This window comes from Sandarakinorhabdus sp. AAP62, from assembly GCF_000331225.1.
Lineage (GTDB): Bacteria > Pseudomonadota > Alphaproteobacteria > Sphingomonadales > Sphingomonadaceae > Sandarakinorhabdus.
Genome location: NZ_ANFY01000007.1, coordinates 400,787 through 414,827, shown reverse-complemented (window position 1 = coordinate 414,827; position 14,041 = coordinate 400,787). Strand labels below are relative to the sequence as shown.

Annotated in this window: 16 protein-coding genes and 1 tRNA gene; 5 read left to right on the top strand and 12 right to left on the bottom strand. The window is 64.3% G+C overall.

Annotated elements, in window-relative coordinates:
* Positions 1–20 precede the first annotated feature (20 nt).
* Positions 21–548, top strand: a complete 528-nt coding sequence (locus D619_RS0108455) for a DUF4199 domain-containing protein (RefSeq protein ID WP_026090864.1) — start codon at positions 21–23, stop codon at positions 546–548.
* Between the two features lie 51 nt (positions 549–599).
* Entirely contained in the window at positions 600–1,391 is a 792-nt protein-coding gene (gene dapB / locus D619_RS0108450; RefSeq protein ID WP_026090863.1) for a 4-hydroxy-tetrahydrodipicolinate reductase, read from the top strand.
* Here dapB and D619_RS16140 read toward each other — a convergent pair.
* Positions 1,361–1,840: a DUF2244 domain-containing protein gene (locus tag D619_RS16140; protein WP_017668147.1), complete on the bottom strand. Its 480-nt coding sequence runs from the start codon at positions 1,838–1,840 to the stop codon at positions 1,361–1,363. The two genes, dapB and D619_RS16140, sit on opposite strands and share 31 nt — an antisense overlap.
* A gap of 84 nt (positions 1,841–1,924) precedes the next feature.
* Between D619_RS16140 and nth the strand changes: the two genes are divergently transcribed.
* The 3 genes from nth (at position 1,925) to D619_RS0108430 (ending at position 3,138) form a co-directional block, all read left to right on the top strand.
* Positions 1,925–2,566 carry an endonuclease III gene (gene nth, locus D619_RS0108440; protein WP_026090862.1) on the top strand — a complete coding sequence of 214 codons (642 nt, stop codon included), beginning with the start codon at positions 1,925–1,927 and terminating at the stop codon, positions 2,564–2,566.
* Between the two features lie 56 nt (positions 2,567–2,622).
* Entirely contained in the window at positions 2,623–3,015 is a 393-nt protein-coding gene (locus D619_RS0108435; RefSeq protein ID WP_017668145.1) for a hypothetical protein, read from the top strand.
* Between the two features lie 46 nt (positions 3,016–3,061).
* A tRNA-Arg gene (locus D619_RS0108430) sits at positions 3,062–3,138 on the top strand.
* A gap of 291 nt (positions 3,139–3,429) precedes the next feature.
* Here the strand turns inward: D619_RS0108430 and D619_RS0108420 are convergent.
* The 11 genes from D619_RS0108420 to D619_RS0108370 all read right to left on the bottom strand — a co-directional run bounded on the left by D619_RS0108420 (position 3,430) and on the right by D619_RS0108370 (position 13,931).
* On the bottom strand, positions 3,430–3,864 hold the full coding sequence (locus D619_RS0108420) for a hypothetical protein (RefSeq protein ID WP_017668143.1): 435 nt from the start codon (positions 3,862–3,864) through the stop codon (positions 3,430–3,432).
* Positions 3,864–4,970: a helix-turn-helix domain-containing protein gene (locus D619_RS0108415; RefSeq protein WP_081587102.1), complete on the bottom strand. Its 1,107-nt coding sequence runs from the start codon at positions 4,968–4,970 to the stop codon at positions 3,864–3,866. The genes D619_RS0108420 and D619_RS0108415 overlap by 1 nt, the downstream gene beginning before the upstream one ends.
* On the bottom strand, positions 4,967–5,350 hold the full coding sequence (locus D619_RS16135; RefSeq protein WP_193743278.1) for a hypothetical protein: 384 nt from the start codon (positions 5,348–5,350) through the stop codon (positions 4,967–4,969). The genes D619_RS0108415 and D619_RS16135 overlap by 4 nt, the downstream gene beginning before the upstream one ends.
* 60 nt (positions 5,351–5,410) lie before the next feature.
* Positions 5,411–5,623 (bottom strand): DNA-binding protein, encoded by a 213-nt coding sequence (locus tag D619_RS17870; RefSeq protein ID WP_152417370.1) that lies wholly within the window; start codon positions 5,621–5,623, stop codon positions 5,411–5,413.
* A 369-nt stretch (positions 5,624–5,992) separates the two neighbouring features.
* The gene (locus tag D619_RS0108400) at positions 5,993–7,153 is read right to left on the bottom strand and encodes a tyrosine-type recombinase/integrase (RefSeq protein WP_017668139.1); all 1,161 of its coding nucleotides are present in this window, start codon (positions 7,151–7,153) and stop codon (positions 5,993–5,995) included.
* 249 nt (positions 7,154–7,402) lie between these two features.
* Complete coding sequence (locus tag D619_RS17275; protein WP_193743277.1) at positions 7,403–8,200, bottom strand: alpha/beta hydrolase; 798 nt, start codon at positions 8,198–8,200, stop codon at positions 7,403–7,405.
* 5 nt (positions 8,201–8,205) lie between these two features.
* Positions 8,206–8,757 carry a VOC family protein gene (locus D619_RS0108390; RefSeq protein ID WP_020480431.1) on the bottom strand — a complete coding sequence of 184 codons (552 nt, stop codon included), beginning with the start codon at positions 8,755–8,757 and terminating at the stop codon, positions 8,206–8,208.
* 28 nt (positions 8,758–8,785) lie between these two features.
* Positions 8,786–9,388, bottom strand: a complete 603-nt coding sequence (gene wrbA, locus D619_RS0108385; protein ID WP_026090860.1) for an NAD(P)H:quinone oxidoreductase — start codon at positions 9,386–9,388, stop codon at positions 8,786–8,788.
* A 17-nt stretch (positions 9,389–9,405) separates the two neighbouring features.
* Positions 9,406–11,580, bottom strand: a complete 2,175-nt coding sequence (locus D619_RS0108380; RefSeq protein ID WP_017668135.1) for a TonB-dependent receptor — start codon at positions 11,578–11,580, stop codon at positions 9,406–9,408.
* Between the two features lie 240 nt (positions 11,581–11,820).
* Positions 11,821–12,624 (bottom strand): IclR family transcriptional regulator C-terminal domain-containing protein, encoded by an 804-nt coding sequence (locus tag D619_RS0108375; protein WP_017668134.1) that lies wholly within the window; start codon positions 12,622–12,624, stop codon positions 11,821–11,823.
* Between the two features lie 110 nt (positions 12,625–12,734).
* Positions 12,735–13,931: a CaiB/BaiF CoA-transferase family protein gene (locus tag D619_RS0108370; RefSeq protein ID WP_017668133.1), complete on the bottom strand. Its 1,197-nt coding sequence runs from the start codon at positions 13,929–13,931 to the stop codon at positions 12,735–12,737.
* Positions 13,932–14,041: the final 110 nt, after the last annotated feature.

The following is a 14,041-nucleotide window of genomic DNA, read 5'->3' as shown; positions in this document are numbered from 1 at the left end:
CACTGCACAAGGGAACGCGCATGATCACCACCATCACCCGCTATGGCCTCGCCGCCGGCCTGATTGTCGGCAGCCTGTTGTTTGGCACAACGGTTGGCCTGAATGAGCATATTCCCGATCCCGCCGTTGGCATGGCGATTGGCTATGCCGGGATGCTGCTGGCCTTCACCATGATCGTCATCGCCATCCGCCGCCACCGCGACACCGTGCTGGGTGGGGTGATCGGCTTTTGGCCGGCGCTGGCGCTGGGGCTGGGCATCACGCTCATCGCCACGCTCTTCTATGTACTGGCGTGGGAGGCGGCGCTGGCCGTTACGGGCATGGATTTCGGCGCCGAATATGCCGGCTTCATGGTGGCCGAAGCCGAGAAGACCGGCGATGCCGCTACCATCGCCAGGGCCAGGGCCGAAGCGGCGCAGTTCGCCCGTGATTATGCCCGGCCGCTGTGGCGCATGGGGGTGACGGCGACGGAGATCTTGCCGGTCGGCCTGATCGTCTCGCTGGCGGCGGCAGGCTGGCTGGGCCGGCGGCTGCCGGCGAAGGCCTGAGCAGTTGCGCCCCGGCGCGGCATCGCCCAAGGTGGCGGCATGAGCAGGAAGTTGATCCGCGTGGGCGTGCTGGGCGCCGGGGGCCGCATGGGCCAGGCCATCATCGGGGCCTTGTCGGATTGGCCCGGCCTGGTGCTGGCTGGTGCCGTCGAGCGGGCCGGCCATGCCAGTTGTGGCCGCCCGGCCGGGCCGGGGCATCCCGAAACGCTCACCGTCTGTTCCAATATCGGCGCCATTGCCCACAAGTGCGACGTGCTGATCGATTTTTCGGCACCCGCGGCGCTGCCGGTGAGTATCGAGGCGGCGCAGGAAGGCCGCTGCGCGCTGGTGGTGGGCACCACCGGGCTGGAGGCCGAGCATCACGCCCTGATCGATACCGCGGCCCGCGATATCGCCGTGCTGCAGGCCGCCAACACCAGCCTGGGCGTCACCCTGCTGGCGCGGCTGGTCGAACAGGCCGCGCACGCGCTGGGGCCGGATTGGGATATCGAGATTGCCGAACTGCACCACCGGCTGAAGGTGGACGCGCCATCGGGCACGGCGCTGGCGCTGGGCGAAGCGGCGGCAAAAGGCCGTGGCGTTGATCTGGCCACGCACAGCGATCGGGGCCGCGATGGCATCACCGGCGCGCGCGTGGAAGGCCAGATCGGCTTTGCCAGCTTGCGCGGTGGCAGTGCGGCCGGCGATCACATGGTGCTTCTGGCCAGCGAGGGCGAGCGCATCGAATTGTGGCACCGCGCCGAAAACCGCAGCATCTTCGCCCGCGGTGCGCTGAAGGCGGCGCAGTGGCTGGCAGGCCGCAAGCCCGGCCGCTACGCCATGGCCGATGTGCTGGGCCTCTGATTGCGATAGCGGGCCAGCGCCTCGCGAATGACGGCGCCCACCTCGCGGCGCTCCGGCGCAGACAGGAAATGCCCGACCCGCAGCCGGCGCCCCCGCGCGGAAAGGAACAAGAGCGCATCGCCCAGCGGCGTTTCCTCGATGTCGACGCGGGTGAAATAGGGTTCCAGCACCTCGTCCACCGCCTTGCCCCACGGATCGATGCGGGTGAGGGTGAGCGCATCATCGACCAGTACCAGCCGTTCGCGCGCGCCGCCTGATCGGTAATTGCTGCGGAACGCCCAGGCCAGCAGGGCGACATCGGCGATCATGAACGGAATCACCGGCCACAGCCCGAGGATGAGGAAGCGGATGGAGCCGATCAGGAACAGGCCGGCGATCGCAAGGATCAGCAGCCGCGCATGATCACGCGGCAGCGAGCGATTCGGCGTGAGGGTGAGATCAAGCAGCACCCGGACTTCCTATTCGCTCAAGGCTTGCCCTGCCAGCCGGTTTGGCAGAAGGGCGACATCATGACCAAAGCCTATCAACGCCTGATGACGGCGACCGAAATCGACGAATATTTCCGCATCCTGGCCGCCGCCCGCCCGGAACCGGAAACGGAACTGGCCTATGGCAATGGCTATCAGCTGCTGGTGGCGGTCGTGCTGTCGGCCCAGGCCACCGATGTGGGGGTGAACAAGGCGACGCGCCGCCTGTTTGAAGCCGTGCACACGCCGCAGCAGATGCTCGATCTGGGCGAGGAGGGCTTGAAGCAGCATATCCGCACCATTGGCCTGTTCAATGCCAAGGCAAAGAACGTCATCGCCCTGTCGCGGCGGCTGGTGGCGGAATTTGGCGGCGAGGTGCCGCACAGCCGCGACGTGCTGGAAACCCTGCCCGGCGTTGGCCGCAAGACAGCGAACGTGGTGGTGAACGTGCTGTTCGGCGAAGAGACCTGCGCCGTGGATACCCACGTGTTCCGCCTTGCCAACCGCACCGGCCTTGCCCCGGGCAAGACAGTGCTGGCGGTGGAAAACGGCATCCTGAAGCGGGTGAAGGCGCCGTGGCGGCGCCATGCCCATCATTGGCTGATCCTGCACGGCCGTTATGTCTGCACGGCGCGCAGCCCCAAATGCCTGGATTGCCCGGTGGCACATCTGTGCCAGTTCAAGGCAAAGCAGTTGCTGGTGCAGTGAAGTTCAGCGCCGGTTCAGCGCCCGGGCTGCAGCCTTGCCCTGTTGGAGGACGAACGATGCGCGCACTCATCCTGCCCCTGTCCCTTTCGCTGCTGCTGGTCGCAGCCCCCGCCCTGGCGCAAAGCACAGCGCCGGCCACCCCGCCGGAAACCCGCAACTGCCTGCAGCTGACGCAGGTGCGCAGCAATACGGTTGTGGACGATCAAACCATCGATTTCGAGCTGCGCGATGGCAGCGTGTGGCGCAGCCGGCTGGCGCGTTCGTGCCCGGGGCTCAATTTCAATCGCGCCTTCACCTACAGCACCACCATCCCGCAATTGTGCAATGTCGATATCATCCGGGTGATCGTGCAGGGCAATCCCGGCATCATGGGTGCGTCCTGCGGCCTCGGCAAATTCGAACGGTTGCCGCCAAAGCCGCGCAAGACCAAGGCCAAGACATCGAACTGAATCAGGCTGGCGCGCACCGGCAACCGCTGCTAACAGCGCAGCGTCCGCACCCGTAGCTCAGCTGGATAGAGCGCTGCCCTCCGAAGGCAGAGGTCACAGGTTCGAATCCTGTCGGGTGCGCCATAAAATCAATGGCTTAGCGGCTTCGAAAATGGCCCGTCCCTAATCCATCCCTAAAACATGGGTTGGGAATCGCCCCGGATTAGGCGCGCGATAGCGGCTGGGTAGCCATGGCATCGGCCCGCGCTTCGAAGCTATCGGCCGTTTCGTGATCTTCGCGCGCGCAACCGCCGCCAGCCCAGATTGCGCCGCGCGGTTCGCCGGTTTCGCCGTCACATATGAAAATGACGGTAGGGCTATCCGCAGCGCCGTCCGGGGCTTTGGCCTCCAACCGCCTTAGCCGGGTTCGAAGCGTCATTGCCGCGCTTCCAGTGCCGCTAGGCGGCTTTCCAAATCGCTTGTTTCCAGCGCCTTCCGGAAGGCATCCACCAGCCCCATAACCGCCGCCCCTTCGGCTGGGGTGAGTTCACCAGCCGCCACCGCGTCCACAACCGCGCCAGCCGCCTTTGCCGTATCGGCCGCGCATTGCATGGCGGGCATGGTGAAGGTGATCGGCGCATCCTTCCGGGGCGGCACCAGCCGTTCCAAGCAAAGCCGCAATGCGGTTGTGTCGCCAGCAAGGGCCAGTTCCACCGCCCGTTGTGTCAAAGCCTGGGCCTGCCCGTCCAATAGCGCCAGCGCCGCCACAGTGGCCTTATGGCGCGCGCCCTTCGGCCTGCCGGGATTGCCCGCCGCAAAGCGCCCAGCCGGCGTCCTGCCCGTTTCTGGGCCGTTGTTTCGGGTTGCCATTAGCTTTGCCTTTCGCTTGCTGGCGGCCGCCAATCATCGGCGGGGCGACTGTCGCCGCACTTGCCCCAACATTCACCAGTTAATCGGTTACGCCATTCTGGCGGCCTAGGATTAGCCTTGAGCCACGGCTCCAAAGCCTTTTTAGCAATTTCTAGTTCTGGGCCGTTGGCAATTCGCTCCCAGTTGTGCAGCTTCATTATCTTTACGACCTCGGCCCGATAACGCTCGCTCCACGCCGATTCTGCCGGGTTCCACTCCCAAACTGGCTTGCCCGCTCGCTTCCTCTTTTCCGGCTGGACGGCTTTTGACTTGCCGCCCTTCCCCGCCTTGGCCTTCGGCTTTTCCGGCTCGGCTTTGGGGTTGCGGACTAGCTGCCAATCATCCCGCCACTTTTGGCCCTTCACAAAGGCGGCTGGCGTCATGCGGGCAGGCTTGCCGGTGTCAGTGCAATATCGCTGGAAACGCTCGGCACCCGCCACAATGTCCGCCAGATTGGCGCCAGCGTCGATTGCAGCGTCGATAAGCCGTTCGGTGTCAGCAACCGTCACGCGGCGCCCCCAAGCCGCCCAGAAAGCCGCATAGCCCTTCCCAGCCGGCGACAAGCCGCAAGCCCCCAAGGGCGCAGCGGCGCTGGCGCCGTCCGCTTGCGATCTATCAATCTCATCCTTCGCTTGTTGCTCGGATGGATTGATAGGATTGGGTGTCAGCCTTGGCACCATGTCAGTGCCACCCGTGTCACCATCGGTGGTCATAGGTGTCACCATGGCGGGTTGCATGGTGTCACATGTGTCACCATCCCCGGTTGCCTCAAAAAGTGGCCAGTTTAGCCCGTATCGGTTTGATCGGCCCGGCCCTCCATGCTCGGCAATCGTCACCAGCTTAAGGGCGGTTAGCCGGGCAATCGCCCGCTTGGCGGTTCGCACCGTTACGCCAGCCGTCGCAGCGATTCGGGGATAGGCTGGCCATGCCTTGCCGGTGTCGCTGTTCACGTGATCGGCTAGCACTATCAGCGTTGCCAGTTCGGCTCGGCTTAATTCGCCGCGCCCAGCCGCGCCGGTGAGCCATCGGATCTTTCGCACCGGCCCGAAGGGCGCCGCGCTTGTCATGGCGCGACCCCTTGGCCCAGCATATCGCGGCCCTCGGCCGATAGCCGCAGCACAGCCGCCCACTTGCCCGATGGGTTCTGTCGGCGCGCGCCGGTAGCCTCCACCAGCCCCATGGCCCGCAATTCGCTTAGGCGGGGCTGTAGGGCCTCGCGCGGCACCTTGGCGGCCGTCACAGCCTCCAGCGTTGTTGCCTCTCCCAGCCGCGCTAGCGTTCGCATAGCAAGCAATCGAAGGCATGGCGCCCGCGTTGCCATGGCGGCGGCCGCGTCTTGGCTTGTGCCGTCCTGGCCTTTTGCGCCCGGCGTTCCGGGATAGCGGCTGGCCTGCCGTTGCGCGTCGCGGGTGAAGCGGGTATCGAATCCCTTGCGTTCGCCGGGCAAGCAATCGCAAGGGGCGCCAGCTTTAGGGTTGGCGCCCTTTTCGTTTATCATGGCGCGGCTTCAGGCGGCGGCGCCGCTAACAAGCGCCCGCAGGCTATTGGCTGGAATCAGGGTCCGCTTGCCAATCTTGACCCGTTCCAGCTTGCCCGCCGCCATCAGTTCAAAAATCATGGAACGGCTAAGGCCCGTGGCGGCTCTGGCGCCTTTAATTGAATAGGCCAGCAATTCAGGCTGTGTTGCCTTTTCGCCGGATTCATGGGTAACAACTTGCATGGTGTGACCTTTCGCGCTGGGGCTTGCCCCGGTTGGTTCATCAAGCGGCTGGCGTCGGCTCCTACCCCGATTGCCGGCCGCGCCTGTTTATAGGGCAGGCTCCCTACGGCCCTCCGGTTGTCCAGTTGGGGAACAAATCCGGCAAGAGCCATGCAAGTGTTTTACTGTAGTGGACGCGCGCGCGGTAGTGGCGATAAACCGAGAATTGGGTTTGATAGATTTTATTACATCGATCACAGCGATAAAAATGGGTTGAAGCAGCAATTTTTTCTCCTGCGTGCTGCTATTTTTATTCCTCGGCTATAGTGTGATCTCTTACAAAATCTGTGGATAAGTTGCCAATGCGTTCCCCGGAATCAGTATTTCCGGTCAAAGTGTCAATTCGGCTAGCGCCTTCACGGCGGCGTCCTTCGCCAAGTGGCCATAGTGCCTTTCGATCATCTCGGCCGATGTGCCACTGATCTGGGCGATAGTGAGTAAGGGCAGGCCCAGCCGCACCAAATCGGTTATGGTGCTATGCCGCAGCGTGTAGGCCGTTACGGCATCAGGCAGGCCAGCCGCCTTCACCGCGCTAGTGATCGGGTGTTTCCAGCTATCCTTATCCCATGCCTTGCCATTGGCCCGCATGAACATGGGGGCGCCAGGCAACTTGCCCTTGGCTTGCTGGGTCAACAGTTCGGCGGCGCCGGCTGGCACAACAATGCGCCTAGGGCGGCCGTCCTTATCCTTCGCAATCGTCAATTCGGCCGTGCGCTTGTCGAAGTCGCCAGCCGTAAGGGACGCCATGGCGCCGGGGCGAAGCGGCAAGAGGCATAGGGCCTTCACAAAGGGCAGGGCCTCGGCGTCGATATGATCTAGCAGCTTGCGGCGTTCATCGCGGCTTAGGGCTAGCGTCCGCTGGCCATCGGCGTGGGCGGTTGGCTTTAGGGCCTCTTGCCATGCGCCTTCGGTTCCCGGCTGGCCCGGCGTTAGAACGGCCCGCAGCGCCGCCCTAAGCGCCACCAGTTCGCGGTTCACCGTGCTGGCGGCCCGCTTACGTGTTTTGGCCTCCCCGCTTTTTGATCGGCTAACTTTAGCTGGCGTTGCCTCCAGCCGCTTGCGCCAATCGGCAAGGTGTCGCTTGCGAAGTTTGGCCAGTTCCACCTTGGCCACCGGGTCACTGTAAACAAATCGGGTAAACCGCGCCTCTGCTTCCGGCCGCGTTTCGGCATAGGCCTGGCAAGCCTCGGCAACCGTCGCCACCTTAGGCCGCAATTCCCCGCCAGCCTCCACCAGTTCGGCCGCCGCTTCCGCCGCTTTCTTGGCGGCCGCGAATTGTTCTCTGCCGGGCAGGGTTCCGAAGTCGCCAAGGGCCTTTTCGATATATCGCCGGGTGTCGGCATCATAAACGCGCGCCGCCCAAAAGCCCTTGCCGCCAGCCTTCACCGGCCGATAGCCGATAAAGCAACCGGCCCGCAGGCGTTGCCAATAAGTCGCTTTGCGCGCCTTCAGCTTTTCCCGTTCGCCAACCTTGGACAAATCCAGCGCCATTGTTTCCGCTCCGCTCCACCCGTCGAATGGCGGGATTTTCCATCCCTAATCCATCCCTAAAACTTGGGTAGCCATCCCTAAACGGTCACGGACCCAACATCAATAAAATCAATGTGTAACAGTCCACAAAAGTCCGTTTTCCCGGCCCTCCGAAGGCAGAGGTCACAGGTTCGAATCCTGTCGGGTGCGCCAGCATCATTGCGATTTCCCGTTCCGCCCGACCGGGCACGGCCTGTCCGGCCCTGCGCCTCAGGCAAGCGCGGCCATGATGGCGGCGTTGGTCGCGGCCGGGGCATCCAGTGGTGCCAGATGGCCGCCGCCGCGGATCAGGCCCGTCGCCAACCCGGCCTCGCCCAGTGCATCCACCACGGCGCGCCGCCAAGGCGTGTCATCTGCGCCGGCCAGCGCGGTGGCCTTCACGGTGATGCGCCGCACGTCGTCCAGCGTCACCGTCAGTGGCCGACCCGGCGTCACCAGATCGCGGCCGTCATAGCGCACCAGCATCGCCGCCATCGCCGCGCGCACTTCGGGGCGGCCCGCGGTGAGCGGGTGCGCCAGCCAGAGCTGCCGCATCTCGGCCAGCTTGCCGGCGCGGGCCAGAGCGGCCATCGCGGCGGCGGGCACGGTTTCGGGCGGCACCGGTATTTCGGCATCAATGGGCGCGCCGATCACCACCATCCGCGCCAGCCCCGCCGGCCGCGTCGCCGCATGCGCCAGCGCCACCTTGCCGCCCTGGCTCAGGCCGACGAGATGATAGCGGGCCAGCCCCAACGCCGCCGCCACACGCGCCACATCGGCCGGTTCATCCGCCAGATCGGCCGGCGCGGTGGATTCGCCGAACCCGCGTCGATCCACCGCCACCAGCGTGAACCGGTCGGCCAGCGGCGCCTGCCCGCGCCACTGTCGCCGATCGAGCGTCCAGCCATGCAGCAGGATGATGGCCGGCCCTGTTCCGGCCACCTCTGCCACCAGATCGCCGCCGGGCACCGCAACGCGATGGACCCTCCCGGCGGCGAAGGCGCCATCCACCCGAGCGGACGGCGCCAAGCCGGTCACGCCGCTTCGCGACGGAAATTGTTGTTGTTGGTGTGATCGCCGGCCAGCCAGCGCTTCAGTTCGGCATGGGCGTTGGCGCGACGCTCTGCATCCAGTGCCGGGTCCAGCGCTTCGGCCAGATCATGGGTGAATTCCACGATCATGCCGTTGGGATCGGTCACATAGAGCGAACGGCAATAGCCATGTTCCAGCACATAGGTCTGTGGTTCAACAATGCCGGCCGCCGCAATGCGCGCGGCGATCTCGTCCTGCGTGGCCTTGTCCACATGCAGGGCGATGTGGATGAACGGGCTGGACGGAATTTCCGGGCCGAATTCAGCCTGATCATCGGCATCGGCAAACTGGAAGAAGGCCAGCGCCGAACCATCCGCCAGTTCGAAGAACACGTGGCAATAGGTGCGCATCTTGCCGAACAGTTCGTCGGCCTCGGTCCAGGTGGCGATCAGCGGCAGGCCGATCACGTCCTCATAGAAAGCGCGCGTGGCTTCCAGATCCTTGGTCACATAGGCGGTGTGATGCAGGCGGTTCGGGCGACGTGTGATGGTCATGATGCTCTCCTTCTCCCCGAAAGGATAATCAGCCAAACAGCTTCTTCGCAATCTCGGCGGTGTGCTTGCCCTGGAAACGCGCGCCGTCCAGCTCGTTGGCCGAAGGCTGGCGGCTGCCATCACCGGCGGCCAGCGTGGAGGCGCCATAGGGCGTGCCGCCGCTCACTTCCGTCATGATGGTATTGCCCGGGAAACTGTAGGGCAGGCCGACGATGATCATGCCGTGATGCAGCAGCGTGGTGTGGATGCTGGTCAGCGTGGTTTCCTGGCCGCCGTGCTGGCTCGCGGTCGAAACGAACGCGCCGCCCAGCTTGCCGATCAGCGCGCCCTTGGCCCACAGGCCGCCGGTCTGATCGAGGAAGTTGCGCATCTGCGCCGCCATGTTGCCGAAGCGGGTGGGCGTGCCGATGATGATGGCGTCATAATCGGCCAGTTCGTTCGGATCGGCGATGTCGGCGTCCTGCGCCGTCTTGTAATGGAAGGCGGCGGCGGTGTCGGCGGGCACCAGTTCGGGCACCCGCTTCACCACGGCTTCCACGCCGTCAACGCTGGCCGCGCCCTCGGCCACGGCCTTGGCCATGGTCTCCACATGCCCCCACGAGGAGTAGTAAAGAACGAGAACGCGGGCCATTTTTCGTGCCTTTCCGATCAGAAGTTGAAGCTGGCTTCGATGCCGTAACGGCGCGGGCGGGCCTTGAACACGAAACCACCCGGCGAGAATTCGGCGTTGTAGATTTCATTGAACAGGTTTTGCGAAAACGCCGTGACGCTCCAGCGCTTGTTCGACACACCCAGGCGGGCATCGACGATGTTCACCGGGTTGCGGCTGGTGCTGTTCTCGACATCCCACCAGGTGCGGCCGATGCGGCGATAATCCACGCGGGCATTCAGATCGAGATCATCGCTGATCGGCGTCACATAGTTGATGCCGGCATTCAGCGTGTAGCGGCTGATCAGCGGCAGTTCGTTGCCGATCGCCGCCGGGTTGCCGAACTGCTTGATATTGCTGTCGGTGTAACCCAGGCCGAAATTGATATCGAGGCCCTTCACCGGCCGCAGATTCAGTTCGGCTTCAAAGCCCTTGATCTGCGCCAGCGGCACGTTGCCGAGGTTCTGCGTCGAGTTCGCTGCCAGGAACACGAAGAAATAGCTGTTTTCCGTGCGGGTGGTGAAGGCGGCGGTGTTGAAGGTCAGCAGCCGGTCATCGGTCTGCGTCTTCAGGCCGATTTCGAAGGTTTCGGCCACTTCGGCGTTGAAGATGTCGTTCACACCCACGATGCCGTTGCTGGCGGCGACGCCGCCCACGCCGGTCTGGTTGAAGCCACCCGAACGGAAGCCGCGGCTCCAGCCACCATAGACGGTGACATTGTCGACCGGTTTGTAGGTGACGGTGATCTTCGGCTGCCACGACTGGAAGCTGCGCTCACGCACTTCGCCGGTGCGGCCCTGCGGGAAGCCGGGCACGTTGGGCAGGAAGGCGGTGGGGGTCAGCGTGGTATTCTCGCGATTGTCGCGGTCATAGCGCAGCGAGGCATCGATGCGCAGCTGCTCGTTCACCTTCCAGCTGGTGTTGGCAAACACGGCCCAGGCGAAATTGTCCTGGCTGTCCGACAGGAAGCTGAACTGCGGGTTCAGCGGATTGGTGCTCGGCGTGCGGAACACCGGGAACACACCGGCACCGGTGTCGATCATGTTGCCGGTGGAAATGAAGCGCTTGGTGCCGACCATGTAGCTGCCCACGGTGAACTGCACCGGCTTGTCGGCCGGCGATTCATAGCGCAGCTCGTTCGACCAGGCATCGACTTCCAGGAACTGGCTCTGGTTCAAATCGAAGCCGAAGAACTGGAAGAACAGCGATTCCCGGATCGGCAGGAAGTTGAAGGCATCGCCGGTCAGCACTTCGGTCAGCCGGTCATAGCTGAACACGTTCTGCACGGTGCCCCAATCGCCGCTGTAACGCACCTTCAGCGCCGCGTTCCACATCTCGCGGTCGTTCTGGCCACGGTTGTTGACGCGCACCGGCAGGCTGGTGTCGTTCACGTCGTTGACGATGTTGAAATAGAGCGCCTGCGTCTGCAGGTTCGAATAGGCGACGCGCAGATCGACATCGAGGCCTTCCGCCGGCGTCCACAGCAGATTGCCGCGCAGGTTCAGATCCTTGATCGGATCGGCCTTCTCGTTCAGGAACGTGTTCTGGATGAAACCATCGGTATCATACCAGCTGCCCGAGAGGCGGAACTTCAGGTTCTCGGCGATCGGCCCCGAAACGTTGCCGCGCACATAATAGCCAAAGCCATTGTCCAGGCCGGCGGTGATCTTGCCCGACAGTTCATCGGTGGGGGCCTTGGACTTGATGATGATGGCGCCGCCGATGGCGTTGCGACCATAGAGACCGCCCTGCGGGCCCTTCAGCACTTCGATCTGCTCGATGTCGAACAGTTCCTGGTTGAACTGGGCCGGGTTCACCTGCTGGATGCCATCGACGATCACGGCGACCGACGGCTCGCTGTTGCGGGCCTGGGTGATGCCGCGGATGATGACGAAGGCGTTGCCGGCGTTCTGGGTCTCGACCAGGTTGACGTTGCTGGTCAGCCCGATGAAATCACCCGGACGCTCGATGCCGGCGGCCTGGATGGCGACGCTATTGAAGGCGGTGATGGCGGCGGGCGTGTTCTGCACCGTATCGGCACGGCGGGTGGCGGTGACGATGATCTCGCCGGCATCTTCGGCAGCAGCAGTTTGGGCGAAGGCGGGCATCGCGGCAAGAGCGAGCGCGGAAACACTGGCCAGGCGCAGGGCGTGACGGGCGAACTTGATCTGCATGAAAACTGCCTCCCCATGATGGGCGACCCCGGCTGTTTTCCGCCGCTGACGCCCTGCGTGCTGGCCCGAACGGCCAAGGACACATTGATGACTTCTGCGGCGCTTAAGCCTTCGCCATACGAAGTCAAGTTCGATATGCGAAATTCAGTGCGGCAGTCGGCCGCTGTGGCGCGGCGGCAACGGTCCGGCACAGGAGGGCAGCCGGCCGGCACAATCCCGACACGGCCGGCAGCACATGCCTCAACTGCCGGAGAGCGAGCGAGCCAATTGCGGAAAACGCCGCAGTTCACTGGCGATCGTGCCCGCCGCCTCGGCGAGCAGCGGCAGCCGGGTGCGCACCAGCTCGTCCTGGCTGATGCGGGTGGTGGAGGTGGAGCAATTGATGGCACCCACCACGTGGCCGGCCACATCGAACAGCGGCACCGCCACCGAAACGATGCCATAATCCAGTTCATCGAGCGCGCTGTCGTAGCGGCGCTCCCGGATGGTCTGCAGCCGGGCACGGAAACTGTCAGGATCGGTGATCGTCCGCTCGGTCAGGCGCGGCAGCGGGCCGCCGGCCAGATAGGCATCGATCGCGGCATCGCCTTGAAAGGCAATGATGACCTTGCCCATCGAGGTGGCATTGAGCGGAAAGCGCGTGCCCACCCCGGCGCCCAGGCGGATGCGCCGGTTGGACGGGATGTGGCAGACATAAAGGATCTCGCGGCCCGACCGCACGGCAAGGCTGACCGAATCGCCGGTGGCCTGGCCCAGCGCCTGCAGGGGCGGCACCGCGATGGTCTCGATGTTCATCGACGACAGATAGGCCGAACCAAAGGCGAGCACTTCCGGCGTCAGCAGGAAACGGCGGCCGTCCTGGCGGATATAACCCAATGCCACCAGCGTGTTGAGGCAACGCCTCGCCACGGCCGGGGAAAGCCCGGTCGCTACGGCCACCTCCGACAAGGCCATTTCCGGCCGCGTCGCATCAAAGGCGCGCAGCACCGAAAGGCCGCGCTCCAGCGTGGAGAGATATTCGGGATCCTTCTCGGAGCCGGCCATCGCGATTCCCTTGCCGCAAACCCAATCCGCTCATGCCGAGCTTGTCGAGGCATGCACCACAGTCGGTAGGTGCCTCGACAAGCTCGGCATGGGCGGGTTTTTGCCGTTAATCAACCGGCAGATGGCATTAACTCGGCCGCTTCAGCGCCCACAGTCCGAATGGGACCGAGGATGGCGTCATTGTCCTGCCCCAGCACCGGCGGCGCCGTGACCGTCAGGCTGCGCTGGCCATCAAAGCTGAGCGGCGAGCGGATGGTGCGGAATGCGCCCATCGGGCCGGGCGCGGCGATTTCGAGCTGCAGATGTTTGGCCTGCTCGTCCTGCAGCACTTCCACGCTGGTGGCGACCGGTGCCGACGGTACTTCGAGGCGGCGCAGCGTGGCCAGCCATTCGGCGCGCGGGCGGCAGGCAAACACCGGTGCCAGATGGGCCACCACGTCCTCATAATGGGCGATGCGGGCGTTGCGATCGGCAAAGGCCGGCAGTTGCAGCATGTCGGGCTGGCCCACCGCTTCGGCGAGATTTTCCCAGAATTTCGGCGGGCTCGACATGTGCAGCGCCAGCCACAGGCCATCCGAACACTGGAACACATAGGATTGCGAAACATGCGGGCGCGAATAGGCGTCCATCACCTGATCGGCGGCGAAAAGATGGGTGAAATCATCAAGGTTGAAGTGCGCCATGGCTTCGAACATCGAGGTTTCGACGAGACGTCCCAGCCCGGTGGCCTGGCGCTGGAACAGTGCGGCGAGCACGCCCTGCGCGGTGTAGAAGCCGGTCATCATGTCGCCAATGGCCGGGCCAACCACACGCGGGTGCACCGGGTTGACCAGCAGGCGCAGGAAGCCGCTGGCAGCCTGGGCCACGGTGTCGAACGCCGGGCGATCGGCATCCGGGCCGGTGGCGCCAAAGCCGGAGATGCTGGCATAGACCAGGCGCGGATTGATGGCGTGCAGCCGTTCCCAATCGACGCCCAGCCTTTTCGCGACGCCGGGGCGGAAATTCTGGATGAACACGTCGGCCCCTGCCACCAGCGCATCGAACGCCGCCAGATCGTCGGGCCCACGCGTATCGAGCGTGACCGATTGCTTGTTGCGATTCCAGGTCTGGAAATGGGGTGAGTAGAGCGTGCCCTTGAACGCCCGGAACGGATCCCCACTTCCCGGCTGCTCGATCTTGATGACGCGGGCGCCCAGATCGGCCAGCAACATGCCGGCGCACGGCCCGGTGATGAAGGTGCCCATTTCCAGCACCGTCACGCCGGCCAGCGGCAGACCAGCGGATTGTGCGTTCGCGTCCGTTTGCATCGCAGAGTTCCTGCACCAAAAGCATGAATTTCGGATCGCTGCAGGATGTCTCCAACAGTCAACCACGCTTGCCGTCTCTAATCTTTTCGCATATCGAAGGCAAGTTCGTA

Coding starts and splice junctions, on each gene's coding strand:
- D619_RS0108455 (WP_026090864.1), top strand. CDS start 21: ATGATCACCACCATCACCCGCTATGGCCTCGCCGCCGGCCTGATTGTC.
- nth (WP_026090862.1), top strand. CDS start 1,925: ATGACGGCGACCGAAATCGACGAATATTTCCGCATCCTGGCCGCCGCC.
- D619_RS0108435 (WP_017668145.1), top strand. CDS start 2,623: ATGCGCGCACTCATCCTGCCCCTGTCCCTTTCGCTGCTGCTGGTCGCA.
- D619_RS0108420 (WP_017668143.1), bottom strand. CDS start 3,864: ATGGCAACCCGAAACAACGGCCCAGAAACGGGCAGGACGCCGGCTGGG.
- D619_RS0108415 (WP_081587102.1), bottom strand. CDS start 4,970: ATGACAAGCGCGGCGCCCTTCGGGCCGGTGCGAAAGATCCGATGGCTC.
- D619_RS17870 (WP_152417370.1), bottom strand. CDS start 5,623: ATGCAAGTTGTTACCCATGAATCCGGCGAAAAGGCAACACAGCCTGAA.
- D619_RS0108400 (WP_017668139.1), bottom strand. CDS start 7,153: ATGGCGCTGGATTTGTCCAAGGTTGGCGAACGGGAAAAGCTGAAGGCG.
- D619_RS0108390 (WP_020480431.1), bottom strand. CDS start 8,757: ATGACCATCACACGTCGCCCGAACCGCCTGCATCACACCGCCTATGTG.
- wrbA (WP_026090860.1), bottom strand. CDS start 9,388: ATGGCCCGCGTTCTCGTTCTTTACTACTCCTCGTGGGGGCATGTGGAG.
- D619_RS0108380 (WP_017668135.1), bottom strand. CDS start 11,580: ATGCAGATCAAGTTCGCCCGTCACGCCCTGCGCCTGGCCAGTGTTTCC.
- D619_RS0108375 (WP_017668134.1), bottom strand. CDS start 12,624: ATGGCCGGCTCCGAGAAGGATCCCGAATATCTCTCCACGCTGGAGCGC.
- D619_RS0108370 (WP_017668133.1), bottom strand. CDS start 13,931: ATGCAAACGGACGCGAACGCACAATCCGCTGGTCTGCCGCTGGCCGGC.